We start from the raw sequence: 19,030 nt of genomic DNA, 5'->3' as shown, positions 1-19,030 counted from the left end.
ACGAATTCGGTTCATCGTTAGCTCGATGGCCGCTTCAGAACGCGAGTATTTGGGAGGAAGTATGCAGAAATGGGGTTGGCTTGCACTGGCCGGAACGGTGGTGCTGTCAGGGTGTGGCGGTGATAGTGATGACGATGTGGAATCGTTTCTCCGTGAGCGCACCGGGATCTATTTCCACAATCAACTGGGCGACCAGAGTGGCAGTGGCAATGAGCAGCAAGACACCACTGTCGATGTGATTATTCGCAATGATCTTTCCGGGCCCCTGTTTGAAGCCCGTGAGTACTCGACTACCGAGCAAGACGGCATGGCATTCAAGCTGGAGTCGGATACGGAAACCGTGCTTTTCGATATCAATAACGCCACTGCCACTCTGGTCGATGACACCGGGATTGCCCTTGCCGCCGGGGAAAACTATACCCTGGTGCTGATGGGGTTACTGGCCGGCAGTGGCGATCAAGTGCCGAAGCTCAAGGCATATGAGCAGATCCCCGCCTCTGTTGACGCCGGTCAGGTTCGGGTTCGTTTTGTTCATGCCCTGGCCGACAAGGCAGACCAGAACATCGACGTTTCGGTGGGTGCCTCGACCCTGGCCTCCGGGTTGGACTACGGCGCGGTCAGTAGCTACCAGACCGGCGCGCCTGAATCATCCTCCACGCTGACCGTGACATTGCAGGTGGGCGCAGCCAGTGCGGTGGATCGCAGCTGTTCGATTCAGCTGGGCAGAAGCTACGATGCGATCATTGCCCATCCCGCCCCGGACAGTACGGGTGTCGCCCTGTACTGTCAGGAAGTGGATGCGGGCTGATCATCCTTTCAGTCTCACCGTCGGGTCCAGGGCGGGGGCCTTTAGGGGCCCGCCCTGGTAGGCGGGTACATCACCAAAACGTGTGTTTGGCCACTGTTGCCAGTCCTTGAGGGCGTTTTCCAGCCGGGTCTGGTCGCGGCCCACAAAATTCCACCACAGCAATACCGGCTGGCTCAGGGGCTCACCGCCGAGCAGCATGAGCCGGCTGCCGGGATCCAGCGACAGCCGTAGTCGATCCCGTCCCTGCCCCAGATAGTAGAGCTCGCCGGTTTCCAGTGTGGATCCCTCCAGAGTCGCCCCCCCTGCGTTGATGCACAATCCCAGCTCAAAGTGCTCAGGCACGGCCAGCGACAACTCGCCGCCTTCGCGAGCGACGATGTCCGCCCCCACCAGCGGTGAAAAGACCTGGGCCGGGGATCGGTGGCCGTTCAGCTCGCCGACAACCAGAGTAAGCTGGGCGCAGTCCTGTTCCCATTGGGGCAGGTCACGGTGATGGGAAAAGGCCGGAGCGGTGTCTTCGTGCTCGGCAGGCAGGGCAATCCAGAATTGCAGGCCATGCATGGGGCCGCTAAACCCCGGCGGGCTTTCTTCGGAGTGGCAGATGCCGTAGCCGGCGGTCATCAGGTTGAGTTCGCCGGGCTCAATGATTTGCTCATACCCCAGGCTGTCCTTGTGCAGCAATGCGCCTTCGAATAGCCAGGTGACAGTTTGCAGGCCGGTATGGGGGTGGGTGCCCACATCCACCGCGTTATCCGGATTGAGGGAGGTGGGGCCGATGTGATCAAGAAAGCACCAGGGGCCGATCAATCGTTGAGTGCGACTGGGCAGGTGGCGAATGATGGGCAGGCCATTACCGAGAATGCTCCGGCGTGAGGCAACAGCATTGAGTGTCAGGGTGGTGGTGAGGTTGGGGCATTCCACCACTTCACCGTCGTGACCGGTATTGCTCATGGTGACCTCCAGGGCAGTGTGTTCGCGGCAGCCTGTTTCAGGAGTATGGTACTCACAGATCGCAAAGCAAAGGCCGCCCCTCGGGTGTGGCTCATCTTCTCGCAGACAGGAGCTCAGCATGGCAACAGTCGCCGTTCACAGCACGCACAAATACCAGCAGGCGATCCATGCCCGCCATCATCAGCTGAGTGCCGATGAGAGTGCTGCGCTGGGTGGTGATGACCAGGGGCCGAACCCTTATGAATTGCTGCTCTCAGGCCTTGGGGCCTGCACTTCGATCACTTTACGCATGTATGCCGAGCGAAAGGGCTGGTCGCTCGGTGAGATCCACGTGGACCTGCGTTTTTACCGGGACGAAGAAGGGGGCGAGCATATTGAGCGCACCCTTCACTGCAGTGGTGAGCTGGAGGTAGCCCAGCAAGAACGCTTGCTGGAGATTGCCGCCAGGACCCCGGTAACCCGTACCTTGCTGCAAGGCACGGCAGTCGCGACACAGTGGAAATAAGCGGCGCCCGCCACGCTCTTTTGGCATACTCGCGCCTCCATTGATTCAACGGAGGCGTTTGCCATGTTCAAGGTCAACGAATACTTCGATGCCAAGGTGGCATCCATTGCCTTTCAAACCGAAACCAAGCCGGCCACCGTGGGCGTAATGGCCCCGGGCGATTACGAATTCGGCACCAGCCAGCACGAAGTGATGACCGTGGTCAGCGGGGCCCTGACGGTGCAACTGCCGGGCGCGACCGATTGGCAGACCTTTGCTGCCGGTGAGACCTTCGAAGTGGAAGCCAACAGCAAGTTTCAGGTAAAGGTAGCGGTAGATACGGCGTACCTGTGCCTGTATGGCTGATCGCCACGGCACGACCAAAAAAGCAACACCACAATAAGAGCGCAAAGGGGGGGGAAGGGATGCCGTTTTTCCCGGCCAGGGATGGTGAATCACTACAGGTAAGAATTATCGGCCGTGGTCAGCCTGTGCTGATGCTGCATGGTTTGGGCATGCAAGGCCGGGACTGGCTGCCTTTTGTACTGCCGTTTACGCGGCGCTATCAATTCTTTCTGCCAGATTTTCGCGGTGCGGGTGGCTCTTCCCGGGTGCGTTTCAACCAGCCTGATGTGTTTCATAATCACATGCAGGATATGGAAGACCTGGTCAGCCATTTCGGTCTGAGTGACTTCTCACTGGTGGGGTATTCGCTGGGTGCCACCACCAGCCTCCATTGGCATGGCTATGGCGATTTCACTCCGGTTCGCCGTTACCTGCACATCGATCAGTCGCCCTGCATTGCCAATGGCAGTGATTGGGCCTATGGGCTGTTTGGTGACCAGCAGGTGCGTTTTTTTTCCCAGCTGGAAGCGCTGTTGGCCTTGTTGGACGGTGCCCCTGACGCAGGCCCTCTCAACCGTCTTGCCACGGGGCTGAGAGAGGCGGTATTGGGGCAGTTGCTGGATATCTTTTCCCAGGTCGCAGGGCGGCCCGAACTCCGCTCTGCCTACCAGTCCACCCGGCGCTGGTCCGGGATGTGGGCCCGGCTGCTGCCGGTGGCCGATGTGGCGGATCTGCGTGCCTACCTGCGCGCGTACCTGTCCCATACCCATGACTATCGCACCACCTCCGGTAACTTCCCTGTTCCGGCTACGGTGCTCACGGGAGCGTTGTCACCGCTATACCCTGCAGCCGGGCAGGCTGAGTTTGCCCGCCATATCCGTGCCCGCCATGTGGTGCTGGACAAGGCGGGGCATGTGCCACTGATGAGTCAGCCGGTGGCGTTCACCCGCGCCCTGGGACGTTTTTTAAACGAATAACGGAATCGGGTTTCGCAAATTGGCGGATTGTCGGTACCATGCGGGCGTCACAGACAACGCCTGAACGGGAGATCGGGGTGGCCGCCATTCATTCCTCTGCACCTTCACTGACCCTGCGTGCTGGCAGCGAGGCGATTGCCCATCTGCGCGAACACGGCTTGCGCCCCGAGGATGTGGATCTGTTGCCCGGGGCGGCAGGGGGTCCCAAGGCGCTGGGCATCAATGGCCTGGACAAGGCCGTGTTCGGCGACTTCCTGACACGTGCCCGTGTGCCGCGGACCCTGATCGGTGCGTCTATTGGCAGCTGGCGTTTCGCCGCCATCAGCATGAGTCAGGACCCGGCAGCGGCGCTGGACCGCCTGGCGGAGCTTTATACCCGTCAACGTTTCCCCAAGGGCATTACTGCCACGGACGTATCCCGCCGCTGCGCGGCCATGTTGTCCGAACTGTTGCAGGACCGGGATCAGCATATTCTCCGTCATTCCGATTACCGGCTGGTGATTGTGGTGATCCGTAGCCGCGGCTTGATGGCTCATCAGGGGCCGCTGGGTCTGGGCCTGGGGCTGGCTGGCCTGATCGGAACCAATCTGTTCAGCCGTCGTGCCACCGGTCTGTTCATGGAGCGGGGGCTGGTGTGCAGTGGCGACGCGCCGTTGCCACTGGGGCCGCTGAATGACTTCACCACCCACCGTATCCCGCTGTCCGCCGATAACCTGCGTGCTGCCTTGCTGGCCAGCGCTGCCATTCCCATGGTGCTCGATGGCGTCACCGAGTTTCCTGGTGCGCCTGAAGGGGTGTACCGCGATGGAGGCATGCTCGACTATCACCTGGATCTGCCTTACCAGAGCAACGGCATTGTGCTGTACCCGCACTTTACAGACCGGGTCATCCCCGGCTGGTTCGACAAGCCTTTGCGTTGGCGTAACGGCGACCCGCACCGCTTGCGTCGAATGCTGCTGGTCTCGCCGTCCCCCGAGTACCTGGCCAGCCTGCCCCACGGCAAGCTACCAGACCGTACCGACTTCAAGCATTACCTCGGCGACGACGCCGGCCGCGAGCAATACTGGAAAACCGCCATCGCCGAAAGCGAGCGCCTCGGTGATGAATTCCTGGAGCTGGTGGAAACCGGCAAATGGGAAGAGCGGTTGAAGGTAGTGAACAGTTAACAGTGAATAGTGAACAGCGTCGCGGAAGCGACCTGGGGTTGTTGAACGCATGAGGCCGCGTCCAGACGTTGGGCGCGGCCTCATGTGTTGAAAAACCGGAAAGGTTGCTCGCGCAACTGTTAACTGTTCACTGAACCCCTGCTAGTCTCCCCCTACCCTCTACCACCCGCCGAGCGTGCCTTTGAACTCAACTGCTTCTCTTTCCAATACCGCGCTTGCCCGCCAGTTGTGGCAGCAGACCTGGCCCATGGCGCTGGGGGTGATGTCGTTGCTCGGGTTTCATCTGGTCGACAGCATTTTTGTGGCGCGGTTGGGCACGGCGCCGCTGGCGGCCCAGTCCTTTACCTTCCCGTTGGCGTTTCTGGTGATCGGGGTGCAGGTGGGGGTGGGCATCGCCATTGCCGCGCTGATTTCACGCTCCATCGGCGCCGGCAAGCAGACCGAAGCCAACCGGCTGGGGGCGCTGGTGCTGGTCGGCGGTGGCGTGCTCCAGGGGTTGCTGGTGGGGCTGTTGTGGCTGGTACAGACCCCGGTGTTCACCCTGTTGGGGGCGTCGCCGGAAATCCAGACGTTGATTCGCCCCTATTGGGCCCTGCAATTGCCTGCCATGTGGGTGGGCGGTGTGGTGTATTTTGGCTACAGCCTGTTCCGGGCCCACGGCAATACCCGCTTCCCGGGTCTGATGATGGTGGTCACCAGCCTGCTCAATCTGGTGCTCGACCCGCTGCTGATTTTCGGGGTGGGGGAGTGGCAGGGTTTCGGTCTGCCGGGGGCGGCACTGGCGACCCTGTTGGCGTTTGCGCTGGGGGGCGTGCTGCTGGTGCTGTCTCTGAAGGGCAAGGGCTGGGTGCAACGTGAGGGCATGTTGCAGCAGATGCGCGACTCGGCCCTGCCGTTTTTTCATATTGCCGGGCCAGCGATGATCAGCCAGCTGATGCCCCCCTTGGCGGCCATGCTGGCCACCGCGCTGGTGGCGCGCAGTGGGGACCAGGCGGTGGCTGCCTGGGGGATGGCCAGTCGTCTGGAGAGCTTCTCCATCGTTCTGGTGCTGGGCATGACCATGGCACTGCCGCCCTGGCTGGGGCGTTGCTACGGCAGCAATGACTGGGACACCGTGCAACGGCTGATGAAAGTGGGCGCGGCCATGGTGGTGGGTTGGCAGGTGCTGCTGGGGCTGTTGCTGGCGGTCCTGGCCGGGCCGCTGGCCGGGATGTTGGTAGACTCGGCCCCGGTGCAGGCCTACCTCACCGTGCTGATTCGCTGGCTGCCTCCCAGCTATGGTTTGCTGGGTGTCTGCATGCTGGTGGTCTCAGCCAGTAATGCCCTCGGCTGGCCCATGCGTGCCATGTTGATTTCCTTCCTGCGTCTGTTCCTGTGCTACCTGCCGCTGTTATGGCTGGGCTTCCACCTCGGCGACTTCGGCGGCCTCGCCCTGGGCGCGGCCTTTGGCAACCTGATGGCTGGTGTGATGGCGTGGGGGATGTATCGACAGGCGCTTTCTTCCGTGAACAGTTAACAGCGTCGCGGAAGCGACCCGGGGTTTTAGAACGCATGAGGCCGCGTCCAGACGTTGGGCGCGGCCTCATGCGTTGAAAACCGAAAAGGTTGCTCGCGCAGCTATTCACTTTTCACGGTTAACTGTTCACTGCTTTCCCTCTCCCACTCCGGTGGTTTCCACAGGTGTTTCAGGCGCTGGGTGAGGGGGCCGCGTTTTGCCATGGCTTTGAACATGTCGGCGTATTCGTGGCACCAGTTGACGATCAGACTGTTGCTGTAGACCGGGCGGGTGATGCCGTATTCCACCGGCAAATCCTGTTTTTCCTCCACGAAGGTGCCGAACATCTTGTCCCAGACAATGAAGACACCGGCGTAGTTCTGATCGATGTATTCCGGGTTGCGGCCGTGATGAACACGGTGGTGGCTTGGGGTATTGAAGACAGCTTCAATGGCCGGGTGAAGCTTGTCCACCAGGGTGGTGTGGATGAAGTACTGGTACACCAGCGACAGGGCATAGCAGACCCCGATCCATACCGGATTGAAACCCACGAAGGCCAGCGGCACGTAGAACAGCCAGCCACCATTGAAGATATTGGTGGCGTTCTGGCGCATGGCGGTGGAGAAGTTCATGCGCTCGGAAGAATGATGGGTGACGTGGGCGGCCCAGAACCAGCGCACCCGATGGGAGGTGCGATGGAACCAGTAATAGAAGAAATCCACCAGCACCCACAACAGCAAGGCCGTCGCCCAGCTCAATTCGATGTCCATGAGCCGGTGGTGGAAGGCAAAGGCATAGACCGGGAACGCGATCAGGCCGGCGAACAACAGTTCGGTGGTCTGGTAGCCCGCGCCTAGCAGGAAGTTGAGCAGGGACTCGCGGCCATTGGCCAGTGCCGGGTTATGGCGGATCTTTCGGTACTCCCACAGGAACAGGCCGATAAACACGGGCGTGGCAACCACAAAGATCAACTGCCGCTCGTCCAGGGCCAGCCAGGGGGAAACGGCTTCCCACAGTGGCATCAATCCACTCTCACGCAGTACATCCTCGAACCATTCCAGCAGCACCATGGGGCCTCCACCGTTATGCGTTGTTGTCATGCAGGCATTATGGGCGGCAGCTGACGGCAGGTATTGACGATGCATGCCGTATTTTTGACAATCGATGCCAAACGACAAACGGATAATCGCCCATGGCAACCCCCATGCGGGTGACCGGAGCCTGGATCCAGCTGCTGACGGATTGGCTGGACCAGGAGAATCTGCCGGCCCCTGAACTGCGTACCTTGCTCGATAGCCGTAGCAGTGCCGATGTGGTGCCGATTCCACTCTGGCAAGACATGCTGGCGCAGGCGGTGGCGCTACGGCCGGGCCGGCCTGCACCGGGGCTGGCCATCGGTGCGCGGATTCAGCCGCGCCATGTTGGCGTGCTGGGGTACCTGTTGCTCACCTGTCGGACCCTTGGCGAAGCCATGCTGGCGTACCAGCGCTATGAATCCCTGTTCTACGGCCAGAATCTGGTCGAGGTGCATGCCGAGGGCGACACCATGATGCTGCGCTGGTCGGGGGAGGACTCCACCGGTGAGTTGGCAGACACCGTGGCCATCGCCAGCCTGGTGGCGTTTCTGCGTCGCCAGCTGGACGATCCGCCCGCTCCGCTGGCGGTGGATTTTCCCTTCGCGACCCCGTCGGCAGCGGCATGCGCCGCCCATGAGGCGTTCTTTGGCTGCCCGGTGCGTTTTGCGCAACCCTGGACCCAGGTGGTGTTCCCGGTGCATCTGCTGACCCTGCCACTCCCGCATAGCGACCCCAGCATGCGCAGCCTGCTGGACCGCCAGGCCAGCGCCATGCTGCTGGCGCTACCGGACTCCGACAGCTTCGATCGTGCCCTGCAACAGGCCATGGTGAGGCTGATGCCCGAGGGCAAGGTCACGCTGCCGCGGCTGGCGGCCACGCTGCACATGTCGGTACGCACCCTGCAGCGTCGATTGGCGGAACGTCAGCTGACCTGGCGCGCACTGCTTGACCGGACCCGCGAGCAATTGGGACGCCACTACCTGGCCGACCCGTCCCTCACGCTGGGGGACATTGCCCTGCTGCTGGGGTTTTCCGAGCACAGCGCGTTCAGCCGAGCCTGGCGCCAATGGACCGGCAGCACACCGGCAGTGGCCCGCCGTCAGCTGCGGGGATTGCAAGGTTGAGCACGAAAGCGTCACAGGATGTGTAGGGGAAATGGGGCCTAAAGTCAGAGAAAACAGCGAGTTAATGTGATTGGCGAGACGCCGCTATCAAAACTGTCCGGGCCCCTGAACAATCCTGTCATTGCTGATTGATACGCATCTTGTTTACCTTGCTGCCATCACGCCCTGTGGGGCAGTTGTGAATTCAGCAGGGGAACACACCCATGAAAACGCGTATTACTGAATTGCTGGGCATCCAGTATCCGATCGTACAGGGCGGCATGCAGAACGTGGGCTACGCCGAATTGGCAGCCGCGGTATCCAACGCCGGTGGTCTGGGCATCATCACCGGCCTGACCCAGCCTACTCCGGAAGATCTGGACAAGGAAATCAAGCGCTGCAAGGAAATGACCGACAAGCCCTTCGGCGTGAACCTGACCATCCTGCCCACCATCAAGCCGGTTCCCTACGAAGAATACGCGCGCGTGATCTGTGAAAACGGCATTCCGGTGGTCGAAACCGCTGGCCGTAACCCGGAACCCTTCATGCCGTTGTTTGCCGATGCGGGCGTCAAGGTTGTTCATAAGTGTACCTCTGTACGTCACGCCCTGAAGGCCGAGAAAGTCGGTGTGGCGGCGGTGTCAGTGGACGGCTTCGAGTGTGCCGGCCACCCCGGTGAAGATGACATTCCCAACCTGGTATTGCTGCCTGCCGCAGCCAAGGTGCTGAAGATCCCGATGCTGGCTTCCGGGGGTATTGGTACCGGTGCCCAGATGGCCGCCTGTCTGGCCCTGGGTGCGGATGGCATCAATATGGGAACCCGTTTCCTGGCCTCTGCAGAAGCGCCGGTTCACGAGAACATGAAGAAGGCCATCGCCGAAGCGTCCGAGCTGGACACCGCGCTGATCTTCCGTCCGCTGAACAATACCGCTCGCGTGTTCAAGAACGCCGTTGCCACCAAGGTAAACGAGATTGAGCGTGAGAAAGGTCAGGACATGAAGTTCGAATACATCGTTGACCTGGTGGCCGGTGTGAAAGGCAAGGCCGCGCTGACCTCTGGCGAAATCGATGGTGGTATCTGGACCTCCGGTATTGTTCAGGGCCTGATCGACAGCTACCCGAGCTGTGCAGAAATTATTGATGACATCATTACCGAGTGTAATGCCACCATCAAACAACGTCTGGCCGGTTTCATCGACGGCTAAACGTTCCCGGTTTTAAACTCGCTCTCCCGAGTCCAGCCAGGGGTTTTCCCCTGGCTTTTTTTTGCCCGCTTTGCGGTCGCAACACGCAACACGAAACATTCCCATACCCTCCGTAGGAGCGCCGGTTATTCGCTACGCTCGGTGGCGGCACGATAGCCGTTGTTAAATGTTAGGGCGCACGAACGAGCCAACCTCTCACTCCCGGATTATGCTGTTGAAAGCCCACAGCTCACAGCTAAAACCCCGGCTTGGTCACCGCCAGATAAATAATCATCGGAATAAAAATCATCACCAGCGGGGTGCTGATGCGAAAGAACAGCCAGTGCCACTGCATCAGCTTTTCATAGCGCTTCATGTCGCCTTTCAGGCGCCATTGTTTCTTGCTGCCTCCGAAATGCGAAATCCAGTAATCAAACACTTCCACCGGGATGAAGATGCCGATGACGATGGCCAGCTTGACCATCAGCCAGTGGGAGTCCATTCCCCAACCGGTAAGCCATACCATGAGTGCGCCGGTGGCCAGCACGATCGGGAAGGCGATGTGTTCCAGCGATGCGCCCCGGTCGAACTGTTCCATGGTCCAGTTGCGACGTTCCAGCCGGTGGGGGTCATCCGGGGTGCGTTGCCAGGCCAGCCAGGCCGATTTCACGTACCAGGTGTAGGCCACCGCCGTACTGAAACTCCAGATCATCACGAAAAGTAAATGAACAAACTTGATTTGTAGATACCAGGGCAGCAGTAGCTGGCGAAGTTCTTCCATCGGGTGTGATCCCTCTTTTTTTCTTCAATCTACGCGGGCCGGTCCGGTGGTGACATGACCAATTCGCCAAGGGCGTTTGTCAGCCCTTGTCAGTGCAAATGGAAGGGGAAGCTTTCACCCTGAGGGAAAGAAAAAAATCACGCAGGAGACACGGAATGGATCTCGGCAAGAATGCGCACATCCGGCTGGAACCGGAAGACGAATACATGCACCCCATTGAAGCTGCCAGCAACTTCAACGAAAGCATGTACATCAATCTGTTTGATCACGATCAGGCCTGCGGTGGCTGGTTTCGTGTCGGGAATCGGCCCAATGAAGGCCATGCGGAAATGTCGTTCTGTTTTTATCTTCCTGACGGGCGCGTGGCCTTCATGTTCCGGCGTGTGTCCATCGACAGCAATGAGGCGCTGGAGGCCGGGGGCATGCGCTTCGAGGTGGTCGAGCCGTTCAAAACCCTGAAGCTGCATTACCAGGGGGAGGCCTGCCTGCTGGATGATCCCCAGCAAATGGAAGACCCCAAGCAGGCGTTTGCCAATAACCCGCGGGTAAAGGTCAGTGCATCGCTCACCTTCACGGGTATGACGCCGGTGTACGGTGGCGAAGCGGTGGATGATAACGGTAACCCGATTGAGGAAGACCCGGACGAATCCTTTGCCCGCGGCCATTACGAGCAGCACATGAAAGGGCAGGGTGAGGTCACGATCGATGGCGAAGCCTTCGCCCTGAACGGGTTTGGGCTGCGCGATCATTCCTGGGGGCCGCGCTACTGGCAAAACCTGTACTGGTATCGCTGGTTGCCGCTGGTGTTCCGTGAGGACTTTGCCGTCAACGTGTCCATTGTGCAGATGGCCAGCGGTCGCCGGCATATCTGGGGCATGGTGTACGACACCCGGGATGGCAGTGAGGCGGCGTACGATCTGGTGGAAACCGCAACACTGTCGTCCACCCTCGATGGCCGCGATCAGGCGACGGCCCAGTCTGTGTCCCTGCGTACGGTCAGTGGCAGGGAGTATCAGATAGAAGGGAAGTCGCTGGCGCTCATTCCCCTGCGTAACCGTCGCCAGACTGATGCCGGCGAGTGGCGTCATACCCGTATTACCGAAGCCATGAGCCGCTTTCATTGTGATGGGCTCACCGGCTATGGCATGTCGGAGTACCTGGACCAGATCGTCGAGGGTGTGCCAGTAGGCCGCCACTGCTGATGGCCATTACCGCAGAGCGTATCGGGCAGGTCTTGCCGGCACGGCTGGCAGGGCAGGTCGAGATTAGCCGTTGTCGTCGCCTGACCGCGGGCGCGTCGGCCGATACCTGGCGTGTGCAGGCTACACTGGACGGGCAGCCACAGGACTGGATTCTGCGGCTGGATGCCGGCGCCGAAGATCTTGGCATGGCGCCGGGCAAAACCTGGGAGGCCCGTGCCCAGCAGGCTGCGGGGGAAGCGGGCTGCCCGGTGGCCAGGGTAGTGACCATTCTGTCGGGGCAGGAAGGACTGGGGGAGGGCTACCTGATGGAAGCGCTACCCGGTGAATCGCTACCGCCGGTGTTGTTGAAGGACGATCGCTACCGCCCGGCACGGGACGGTTTTTGCCAGCAGGCGGCACAGGCGCTGGCGGCCATTCACCGTACCCCGCCCGCTGTCTTGGACGGCTTGCCGGTGCAGGATGCCCTGACCCAGGTAGAGCAACTGTACGCCATGCATCAGGATTACGGTGAAGCCTTGCCTGTTTTTTCCCTGGTCTATGGCTGGCTGAAAGCCAATGCCCCGGAATGTGCGTCCCCGGCGCTCGTGCACGGGGATTTCCGGTTGGGAAATTTTCTGATCACGGACAACGGTTTGCAGGGCGTGCTGGACTGGGAGCTGACGCACCTGGGCGACCCCATGGAAGACCTGGGCTGGCTGTGCGTGAACGCCTGGCGCTTTGGTCGTCGTCACCTGCCTGTTGCCGGTATCGACAGCCGCGAGGCCTTATACCTCGCCTACCAGGCCGCCACGGGCATCACCGTGGACCCGCTCCATGCCCGTTATTGGGAATTGCTCGGCACCTTCAAGTGGGGGGTGATCTGTCAGTACCAGGCGTACAGTTACCTGCGCGGTCATGTGCCCAGCCTGGAGCGCGCCGCCATTGGCCGCCGCGTGGCGGAAACGGAATACGACATGCTGGTCTGCCTGCAGGATCTCACGGAGCTGAACCATGCCCCTTAATCGCCCCACCGCCAGTGAGTTGGTGGCTGCCATTGCCGCCTACCGTCAGCAGCCGGATGCGGATTCCCGGGTCGATGACTACTACGGCAAGATCATTCGCCATCTGGAGGCGTTGCTGGCCCGGGAAGCGACGCTATCGCCGCGCTATCAGAAAAACGAACGCGAGGTGATCAAGCAAAGCGCGGACATTCTGGGTCTGAAAGACAGCGATGCTGCCACGTTGGCAGAGGCGTTTTCGCAAGGCGTGTTGCCTGATGCATTGCAGAAAATTCTGAGCCTCTGGCTTCCCCTGGCCGAAGAAAAACTGGCTATCGACAACCCCCGTTACCCGCTTTGAGGTTCGCCCCTCAAGCGGGAGCTTCGGGCTGCGGGCACGGTTGTGCCCGCGGGTAATGCTACTGTAACTTCTCTGCGTGATAGCGCAGATGTTCATCAATAAAGCTGGCGATAAAGAAGTAGGAATGGTCGTAGCCCGGCTGCAGTCTCAGGGTGCATGGCACGCTGGCCTCTTCGCAGGCGGCGGCCAGGGCCTCGGGGCGCAGTTGTCCGTCCACGTAGAAGTTGTCAGCGTCCCCTTGATCGACCAGTAACGGCAGGTCGCTACCCTGGGCCTTGATCAGTTCACAGCTGTCCCATTCATGCCACAGTTCCCGGTTGTCTCCCAGGTAGCCGCCCAGTGCCTTTTCGCCCCACGGGCATTGGCCCGGATTGCAGATGGGGGCAAAGGCCGAGACGGAGGTGTAGCGGCCAGGGTTTTTCAGCGCGCAGATCAGAGCACCATGTCCGCCCATGGAATGACCGCTAATGGCCTGCTTGCCATTCAGCGGAAAGTGCGCGCTCACCAGGGCGGGCAATTCGCTGGTGACGTAGTCATACATGCGGTAATGCTGGTTCCACGGAGCCTGGGTGGCGTTCACATAAAAGCCGGCACCGGATCCAAAATCATAGCTGTCGTGTTCGCCCGGCAAGTCACTGCCGCGGGGGCTGGTATCCGGGCAGACGATGGCCAACCCAAGTTCTGCCGCCGTGCGTTGTGCGCCCGCTTTCTGCATGAAGTTTTCGTCCGTGCAGGTAAGGCCGGAGAGCCACCACAGCAGTGGTACGGGGTGCTCTTCTGCCGCAGGGGGCAGGTAAATGGCAAAGATCATGTCGCAGTTCAGTACGGTACTGCGGTGCTTGTAGCGTTTCAGCCAGCCACCGAAGGACTTGGTGGCGGAAACCAGTTCGATATCGGACATGAATAATCCCTCGCTGGCACGCCTCACGCTGTCACGCGTATGGGCGTGTTAGCGTGAAGCGTGTTGCGTGTAGGTGTTCTAGAACAAGATGACAGAGCGGATGCTCTTGCCTTCGTGCATCAGATCAAAGGCTTTGTTGATGTCTTCCAGGCCCATGGTGTGGGTCACGAATTCATCCAGTTTGATTTCGCCTTTCATGTAGCGATCCACATAGCCCGGCAGTTCGGTACGGCCTTTAACGCCACCGAAAGCGGAGCCTTTCCAGACCCGGCCGGTGACCAGCTGGAACGGACGGGTGGCAATTTCTTCGCCGGCACCGGCCACGCCAATGATCACGGATTCGCCCCAGCCCTTGTGGCAGCACTCCAGCGCGGAACGCATCACATTGACGTTACCGATGCACTCAAAGGAATAGTCCACACCGCCATCAGTCAGCTCCACGATCACATCCTGAATCGGGTCGCTGTACTGGGTGGGGTTGATGAAGTCGGTGGCGCCAAACTGGCGCGCCATGGTTTCCTTGCTGTCGTTCACGTCGATGGCAATGATGCGCTCGGCCTTGGCCATCACCGCACCCTGAATCACCGACAGGCCGATACCGCCCAGGCCGAATACGGCGACCGTGGACCCGGGCTCCACCTTGGCGGTATTCAACACGGCACCAATGCCGGTGGTGACACCGCAGCCGAGCAGACAGATCTTGTCCATGGGCGCTTCCTTGCTCACCTTGGCCAGGGAAATTTCCGGCACGACGGTGTATTCAGAGAAGGTGCTGGTGCCCATGTAGTGGTGCAGCATCTTGCCATTCATGGAGAAGCGGCTGGTGCTGTCGGGCATCAAGCCCTGGCCCTGGGTGGCACGCACCGCCTGGCACAGGTTGGTCTTGCCGCTGAGGCAGAATTTACACTGGCGGCATTCGGCGGTGTAGAGCGGGATCACGTGGTCGCCCGGCTTGAGGCTGGTCACCCCTTCGCCCACTTCCTGCACGATGCCGGCGCCTTCGTGGCCGAGGATGGAGGGGAAGATCCCTTCCGGATCCTTGCCGGACAGGGTGTAGGCATCGGTGTGGCACACGCCGGTGGCAACGATCTGTACCAGCACTTCACCGGCCTTGGGGCCGGCCACGTCGACTTCTTCAATGACCAGGGGTTTGCCTGCTTCCCAGGCAACGGCGGCGCGTGACTTCATGGTAACTCCAGTAATAACCGAGGGTCGGGAGAGCCGGCGGTGGTGGCGATCGGTCGGTGCCGATGTCCGCCCTGCCGTGGCCGGCGAGTGATGGATTCACTATACGCAGACACGAATGAAGGGATAAGGCACAATATGGCAATAGATTGTTGCTGTTGAGCAATAATAACGCAGAGCAATTTGCCTGATGTCCGACCTTCCATCTCTCATTCACCCGCCCTGTCCAGGAGCGGGTCGGGGGCTTTATGCAGCACTGGGACCGAATTGAAGCGTTTGTGGAAGTGGTGCGTCGCGGCTCTTTTGCGCATGCGGCGCGACATCTGGGCGTGTCCAGTTCCCATGTCAGCCGCTTGGTGGCGAGACTGGAAACCCAGCTGGGCACCCAGTTGTTGTACCGGACCACGCGCCGCCTGACGCTCACGGATGCCGGCCAGGTGTACTTTGAGCACTGTGGCCAGTTGTTCGATGGCTTTCAGGAGGCCCTGGCAGCAATCAGTGATTTCCAGCAGAGCCCCACCGGGGTGCTCAAGCTCACCTGTGCGACGACCTTCGGCGAGCGTTTTATCGCTCCGTTGGTGAATGACTTTCTGGACCGGCACCCGCAGTTGTCTGTGCAGCTGGATTTCACCAACCGCCGGGTGGATATCGTTGATGAGGGGTTCGATGTGGCGATTCGCACGGGCGCCTTGCCTGATTCGTCGCTGATTGCGCGCAAGCTGTGTGCCCGTCGGGAGTATGTGGTGGGGTCGGCAGGCTACTTTCAACGCCATGCCCGCCCCCATACCCTGGGTGAGCTGGGCCGGCATAATTGTTTGCGCGGGTCCGCCAGCCAGTGGAGCTTTGATGTGGATGGCCAGCACCGTCACCTGAAAGTGCAGGGGAACTGGCAGGGCAACTCCGGGGTGGCGTTACTGGATGCGGCGCGAAAGGGGTTAGGGCTGGTGCAGCTGCCGGATTATTACGTGGAAGCCGATCTGGAAAGTGGCGCGCTGGTCAGTGTGCTTGACCAGTATGCGTGCACCCACACTGCCGTCTGGGTGGTGTACCCGCGCCACCGTCACCTGTCACCCAAGGTCCGGCAGTTTGTGGATTTTCTGGTGGCGTCGTTTGCCTGAAAATCGCTTCAGCCACGACCCCGCGGCGCACCAAACAGAACGTGATCAATCCAGCAGGGCGCGCAGGTTGGCGATGCTGGCTTCGGCTACCGCATCTTCTTTGGCTTCGTCTTTCTGTACGCCGATGCCAAGGTAGTCGATATCTTCCTGGGGAATTTCTTCCAGGAAACGGCTGGCGGCGGTATCGATTTTTTCGCCGTACTGTTTGCGGGTCAGGGCCTGTGTCATGGCCAGGGTCTCGCGGGCACGGGTAATACCCACATACATCAGGCGTCGCTCTTCGACGATGTTGTCTTCCTCGATACTGGTGCGATGCGGCAACAGCTCTTCTTCTACGCCCATCATGTAAACGTGGGGAAATTCCAGCCCTTTGGAGGCGTGCAGGGTCATCAGTTGCACCCGGTCGGAATCGTCTTCTTCTTCCTGTTGCTCGAGCATGTCCAGCAGCACCAGTTTCTTGATCACGGCCTCCAGGTCGCTGGCGCCGTCGTCTTCCTCTTCCTGCTTTTCCAGCATACGTTCAATGCTGCGAACCAGCTGCCAGACGTTTTCGATGCGCTTTTCACCAATGCGCGGGCTGGAGGCGTTCTGCATCAGCCAGCCTTCGTAGTCGATGTCGGAAATCAGTTCGTTAACGGCCTGCAAACTGTTCTGGCCAAAGCAGAACTCGCGCTTGGCATCCAGCCATGCCTTGAATTTCTGCAGCTTCTCGGCGGACTTGGGTGCCATCACCTCGCTGAGCGCAAAATCATCGCAGACATGGTAGAGGCCTTGCTCACGTTTGAGCGCCCAGGTGGCCAGCTTTTCCAGTGTGGTCGGGCCGATTTCGCGGCGTGGCGTATTGATGATGCGCAGGAAAGCATTGTCGTCATCCGGATTGACCAGCAGCCGCAGGTAGCACATCAGGTCCTTGATCTCGCTGCGCGAGAAGAAGCTGGTGCCGCCGGATACCTTGTACGGGATCGACAGGCTCTGCAGTTTCATTTCCAGAATGCGTGACTGGAAATTGCCGCGATAAAGAATGGCAAAGTCTTTCCACTTGAGGCCGTGCTGTAATCGGCGGTGGAAGATGTCGCTGGCGATCCATTCGGTTTCGGCATCTTCATCGCGCAGGGCAGAAAAGCGAATCGGTTCGCCGTAGCCGTAATCGGACCACAGGGTTTTTTCGAATACGTGAGGGTTATTGTCGATGACGGTATTGGCGGCCTTCAGAATGCGGCCGGTAGAGCGGTAATTCTGTTCCAGCTTGACGACTTTCAGTGCGGGCCAGTCTTCCTGCAGCTGTGCCAGGTTTTCCGGGCGGGCTCCGCGCCAGGCATAAATGGACTGATCGTCATCGCCCACCACGGTGAACTTGCCCTCTGGCAGGGTCAGCATTTTTACCAGCTCGTACTGGGCGCCATTGGTGTCCTGGTACTCATCCACGAGCAGATACTGGATACGGTTACGCCACTTTTCCAGAATGCGCGGCTGCTCCTTGAACATGCGTGCCGGCATCAAAATCAGGTCATCAAAGTCCACCGCGTTGCACACCCGCAGCATGCGGTCGTAACCCCCGTAGGCCATGGCGGCCCGCAGGGTCTCGTCGGAGTCGGCGGTGCTCACCGCTTCCTCCGGCAATACCAGTGCGTTCTTCCAGTCGGAGATGTGCTTGTGGATCACGTCCACCGCGTCCAGGTCCCGCTCGGAGTCACCCTGGCGAAGAATTTCCTTGAGGATCTCCTTGCTATCGGCGCCATCGAGAATGGAAAAGCCATTGCGCAGGCCGCAGGCTTTCAGCTCGGACTTGAGAATGCGCAGACCCAGATTGTGGAAAGTGGAGACGATCAGGCCCCGGGTCAGGTCGCGACTCACCAGGGACTGCACCCGTTCTTTCATTTCACGGGCGGCTTTGTTGGTAAAGGTCACCGCCGCGATGTGCCGCGCCGACATGCCCCGCTCCTGGATCAGCCAGGCGATCTTGCGGGTGATCACGCTGGTCTTTCCGGAACCGGCCCCGGCCAGCACCAGCAAGGGGCCATCGGCGTAGTGCACGGCTTCCTGTTGGCGGGGATTGAGTTTGCTCATGGGGTGCAGTCCGGTTCGGGAGTGGGGCAAAGGCGGGTATGATACCAGCGTCGTGGCTGCACTCCAGATACCGGATGTCAGTTGATCGCCCACTTGTCGTGAACGGACCCACCATGCGCCTGGATTATTTTCTTGCCCACAGTACTGGCCTCAGTCGCAAGCAGGTCAAGGTGCTGATCGGCCGTGGCGAGGTGCAGGTGGAGGGCGAGCCCCGGCCCAAAGCAAATACCCCGCTGATCAGCGGGCAAGGGGTATGGTTGCGCGGCGAGCCGGTGACGTTGCCGGGGGCGCGCTATCTGATGCTGCACAAGCCTGCCGGGGTGGTGTGTTCCACGGATGATCCGGAGCATCGTACGGTGCTGGATCTGCTGCCGGGGGAGCTGCGCCGTGATGTGCACCCCGCCGGGCGACTGGACAGGGACACCACCGGGCTGGTGCTGCTCACCAGCGACGGCGACTGGTCCCATCGATTGACGTCCCCCAATCATGCCTGCGCCAAACGCTACCGGGTGCGCTGTGCAGATCCCCTGAGTGAGCAAGACCTGCAGTCACTGCGTGACGGCGTTCTGTTGCGCGGCGAAGACAAGCCTACCTTGCCGGCCACGGCAGTGCGGGTGAGCGAACGGGAGCTGTTGTTGACGATTACCGAGGGGCGTTACCACCAGGTGAAGCGGATGCTGGCGGCCCGGGGCAACAAGGTGATCGGGCTGCATCGCGAACAGATCGGCGAGATCGCTCTCGACGCCGCCTTGGCCCCCGGTGAGTACCGTCAGCTCACCGAGGAAGAGATCGCTGGCGTGTGATGGGCTGATCGCTGTTTCTCACTGCAGGAGCTTGCTTGCAAGCCAG

At 60.4% G+C, this 19,030-nt stretch carries 19 protein-coding genes; 13 read left to right on the top strand and 6 right to left on the bottom strand.

Going from position 1 to position 19,030, the window contains the following annotated elements; genetic code table 11:
* Positions 1-61 precede the first annotated feature (61 nt).
* Positions 62-808: a DUF4397 domain-containing protein gene (locus Q672_RS26500; RefSeq protein ID WP_022985507.1), complete on the top strand. Its 747-nt coding sequence runs from the start codon at positions 62-64 to the stop codon at positions 806-808.
* Here the strand turns inward: Q672_RS26500 and Q672_RS26495 are convergent, their stop codons facing one another.
* Positions 809-1,759, bottom strand: coding sequence for a pirin family protein (locus Q672_RS26495; RefSeq protein ID WP_022985506.1), 951 nt, complete (start codon positions 1,757-1,759; stop codon positions 809-811).
* Between the two features lie 118 nt (positions 1,760-1,877).
* On the opposite strand from Q672_RS26495, the gene Q672_RS26490 reads away from it, so the two are divergent.
* From Q672_RS26490 to Q672_RS26470, 5 genes are all read left to right on the top strand, one after another.
* Positions 1,878-2,264, top strand: coding sequence for an OsmC family protein (locus Q672_RS26490; RefSeq protein ID WP_022985505.1), 387 nt, complete (start codon positions 1,878-1,880; stop codon positions 2,262-2,264).
* Positions 2,265-2,327: 63 nt separating this feature from the next.
* The gene (gene ppnP, locus Q672_RS26485) at positions 2,328-2,609 is read left to right on the top strand and encodes a pyrimidine/purine nucleoside phosphorylase (protein ID WP_022985504.1); all 282 of its coding nucleotides are present in this window, start codon (positions 2,328-2,330) and stop codon (positions 2,607-2,609) included.
* A gap of 59 nt (positions 2,610-2,668) precedes the next feature.
* Positions 2,669-3,565, top strand: coding sequence for an alpha/beta fold hydrolase (locus Q672_RS26480; RefSeq protein ID WP_022985503.1), 897 nt, complete (start codon positions 2,669-2,671; stop codon positions 3,563-3,565).
* Positions 3,566-3,642: 77 nt separating this feature from the next.
* Entirely contained in the window at positions 3,643-4,731 is a 1,089-nt protein-coding gene (locus Q672_RS26475) for a hypothetical protein (RefSeq protein ID WP_022985502.1), read from the top strand.
* A 181-nt stretch (positions 4,732-4,912) separates the two neighbouring features.
* Entirely contained in the window at positions 4,913-6,247 is a 1,335-nt protein-coding gene (locus tag Q672_RS26470) for an MATE family efflux transporter (protein ID WP_031226495.1), read from the top strand.
* A gap of 101 nt (positions 6,248-6,348) precedes the next feature.
* On the opposite strand, the gene Q672_RS26465 is transcribed toward Q672_RS26470, so the two are convergent.
* Positions 6,349-7,326 carry a sterol desaturase family protein gene (locus Q672_RS26465; protein ID WP_031226494.1) on the bottom strand — a complete coding sequence of 326 codons (978 nt, stop codon included), beginning with the start codon at positions 7,324-7,326 and terminating at the stop codon, positions 6,349-6,351.
* A gap of 92 nt (positions 7,327-7,418) precedes the next feature.
* Between Q672_RS26465 and Q672_RS26460 the strand changes: the two genes are divergently transcribed.
* Together Q672_RS26460 and Q672_RS26455 are read left to right on the top strand one after the other, a co-directional pair.
* A complete protein-coding gene (locus tag Q672_RS26460) occupies positions 7,419-8,426 on the top strand; it encodes an AraC family transcriptional regulator (RefSeq protein ID WP_022985499.1) in 1,008 nt (335 codons plus the stop codon).
* Positions 8,427-8,629: 203 nt separating this feature from the next.
* A complete protein-coding gene (locus Q672_RS26455) occupies positions 8,630-9,610 on the top strand; it encodes an NAD(P)H-dependent flavin oxidoreductase (protein ID WP_022985498.1) in 981 nt (326 codons plus the stop codon).
* 235 nt (positions 9,611-9,845) lie between these two features.
* Here the strand turns inward: Q672_RS26455 and Q672_RS26450 are convergent, their stop codons facing one another.
* Positions 9,846-10,370, bottom strand: a complete 525-nt coding sequence (locus Q672_RS26450) for a hypothetical protein (protein WP_022985497.1) — start codon at positions 10,368-10,370, stop codon at positions 9,846-9,848.
* A gap of 155 nt (positions 10,371-10,525) precedes the next feature.
* Between Q672_RS26450 and Q672_RS26445 the strand changes: the two genes are divergently transcribed.
* From Q672_RS26445 to Q672_RS26435, 3 genes are read left to right on the top strand one after another with little or no spacing between them, the layout of a single operon-like run.
* Positions 10,526-11,572, top strand: coding sequence for a DUF7064 domain-containing protein (locus Q672_RS26445; protein ID WP_022985496.1), 1,047 nt, complete (start codon positions 10,526-10,528; stop codon positions 11,570-11,572).
* Entirely contained in the window at positions 11,572-12,573 is a 1,002-nt protein-coding gene (locus tag Q672_RS26440) for a phosphotransferase family protein (RefSeq protein WP_022985495.1), read from the top strand. Before Q672_RS26445 ends, Q672_RS26440 begins: the two co-directional genes overlap by 1 nt.
* Positions 12,563-12,910 (top strand): hypothetical protein, encoded by a 348-nt coding sequence (locus tag Q672_RS26435; RefSeq protein ID WP_022985494.1) that lies wholly within the window; start codon positions 12,563-12,565, stop codon positions 12,908-12,910. Before Q672_RS26440 ends, Q672_RS26435 begins: the two co-directional genes overlap by 11 nt.
* Before the next feature lie 58 nt (positions 12,911-12,968).
* On the opposite strand, the gene fghA is transcribed toward Q672_RS26435, so the two are convergent.
* Both fghA and Q672_RS26425 read right to left on the bottom strand, forming a co-directional pair.
* Positions 12,969-13,811 carry an S-formylglutathione hydrolase gene (gene fghA / locus Q672_RS26430; protein ID WP_022985493.1) on the bottom strand — a complete coding sequence of 281 codons (843 nt, stop codon included), beginning with the start codon at positions 13,809-13,811 and terminating at the stop codon, positions 12,969-12,971.
* Between the two features lie 78 nt (positions 13,812-13,889).
* On the bottom strand, positions 13,890-14,999 hold the full coding sequence (locus Q672_RS26425; protein ID WP_022985492.1) for an S-(hydroxymethyl)glutathione dehydrogenase/class III alcohol dehydrogenase: 1,110 nt from the start codon (positions 14,997-14,999) through the stop codon (positions 13,890-13,892).
* Between the two features lie 245 nt (positions 15,000-15,244).
* On the opposite strand from Q672_RS26425, the gene Q672_RS26420 reads away from it, so the two are divergent.
* Complete coding sequence (locus Q672_RS26420) at positions 15,245-16,114, top strand: LysR family transcriptional regulator (protein WP_022985491.1); 870 nt, start codon at positions 15,245-15,247, stop codon at positions 16,112-16,114.
* Between the two features lie 45 nt (positions 16,115-16,159).
* Here the strand turns inward: Q672_RS26420 and rep are convergent, their stop codons facing one another.
* Complete coding sequence (gene rep, locus Q672_RS26415; protein WP_022985490.1) at positions 16,160-18,181, bottom strand: DNA helicase Rep; 2,022 nt, start codon at positions 18,179-18,181, stop codon at positions 16,160-16,162.
* Between the two features lie 113 nt (positions 18,182-18,294).
* Between rep and Q672_RS26410 the strand changes: the two genes are divergently transcribed.
* The gene (locus Q672_RS26410) at positions 18,295-18,984 is read left to right on the top strand and encodes a pseudouridine synthase (RefSeq protein WP_022985489.1); all 690 of its coding nucleotides are present in this window, start codon (positions 18,295-18,297) and stop codon (positions 18,982-18,984) included.
* Positions 18,985-19,030 lie beyond the last annotated feature (46 nt).

The organism is Alcanivorax sp. P2S70, from assembly GCF_000475295.1.
In the GTDB taxonomy this organism is placed as follows: domain Bacteria; phylum Pseudomonadota; class Gammaproteobacteria; order Pseudomonadales; family Alcanivoracaceae; genus Alcanivorax; species Alcanivorax profundi.
This window is presented reverse-complemented; position numbering and strand designations above follow the sequence as displayed.

What these genes read in the sequence shown, in the direction of transcription:
- fghA (WP_022985493.1), bottom strand. Translation starts at nt 13,811, where the DNA reads ATGTCCGATATCGAACTGGTTTCCGCCACCAAGTCCTTCGGTGGCTGG.
- Q672_RS26410 (WP_022985489.1), top strand. Translation starts at nt 18,295, where the DNA reads ATGCGCCTGGATTATTTTCTTGCCCACAGTACTGGCCTCAGTCGCAAG.
- Q672_RS26440 (WP_022985495.1), top strand. Translation starts at nt 11,572, where the DNA reads ATGGCCATTACCGCAGAGCGTATCGGGCAGGTCTTGCCGGCACGGCTG.
- rep (WP_022985490.1), bottom strand. Translation starts at nt 18,181, where the DNA reads ATGAGCAAACTCAATCCCCGCCAACAGGAAGCCGTGCACTACGCCGAT.
- Q672_RS26490 (WP_022985505.1), top strand. Translation starts at nt 1,878, where the DNA reads ATGGCAACAGTCGCCGTTCACAGCACGCACAAATACCAGCAGGCGATC.
- ppnP (WP_022985504.1), top strand. Translation starts at nt 2,328, where the DNA reads ATGTTCAAGGTCAACGAATACTTCGATGCCAAGGTGGCATCCATTGCC.
- Q672_RS26455 (WP_022985498.1), top strand. Translation starts at nt 8,630, where the DNA reads ATGAAAACGCGTATTACTGAATTGCTGGGCATCCAGTATCCGATCGTA.
- Q672_RS26450 (WP_022985497.1), bottom strand. Translation starts at nt 10,370, where the DNA reads ATGGAAGAACTTCGCCAGCTACTGCTGCCCTGGTATCTACAAATCAAG.
- Q672_RS26500 (WP_022985507.1), top strand. Translation starts at nt 62, where the DNA reads ATGCAGAAATGGGGTTGGCTTGCACTGGCCGGAACGGTGGTGCTGTCA.
- Q672_RS26465 (WP_031226494.1), bottom strand. Translation starts at nt 7,326, where the DNA reads ATGACAACAACGCATAACGGTGGAGGCCCCATGGTGCTGCTGGAATGG.
- Q672_RS26445 (WP_022985496.1), top strand. Translation starts at nt 10,526, where the DNA reads ATGGATCTCGGCAAGAATGCGCACATCCGGCTGGAACCGGAAGACGAA.
- Q672_RS26425 (WP_022985492.1), bottom strand. Translation starts at nt 14,999, where the DNA reads ATGAAGTCACGCGCCGCCGTTGCCTGGGAAGCAGGCAAACCCCTGGTC.
- Q672_RS26435 (WP_022985494.1), top strand. Translation starts at nt 12,563, where the DNA reads ATGCCCCTTAATCGCCCCACCGCCAGTGAGTTGGTGGCTGCCATTGCC.
- Q672_RS26460 (WP_022985499.1), top strand. Translation starts at nt 7,419, where the DNA reads ATGGCAACCCCCATGCGGGTGACCGGAGCCTGGATCCAGCTGCTGACG.
- Q672_RS26495 (WP_022985506.1), bottom strand. Translation starts at nt 1,759, where the DNA reads ATGAGCAATACCGGTCACGACGGTGAAGTGGTGGAATGCCCCAACCTC.
- Q672_RS26480 (WP_022985503.1), top strand. Translation starts at nt 2,669, where the DNA reads ATGCCGTTTTTCCCGGCCAGGGATGGTGAATCACTACAGGTAAGAATT.
- Q672_RS26420 (WP_022985491.1), top strand. Translation starts at nt 15,245, where the DNA reads ATGCAGCACTGGGACCGAATTGAAGCGTTTGTGGAAGTGGTGCGTCGC.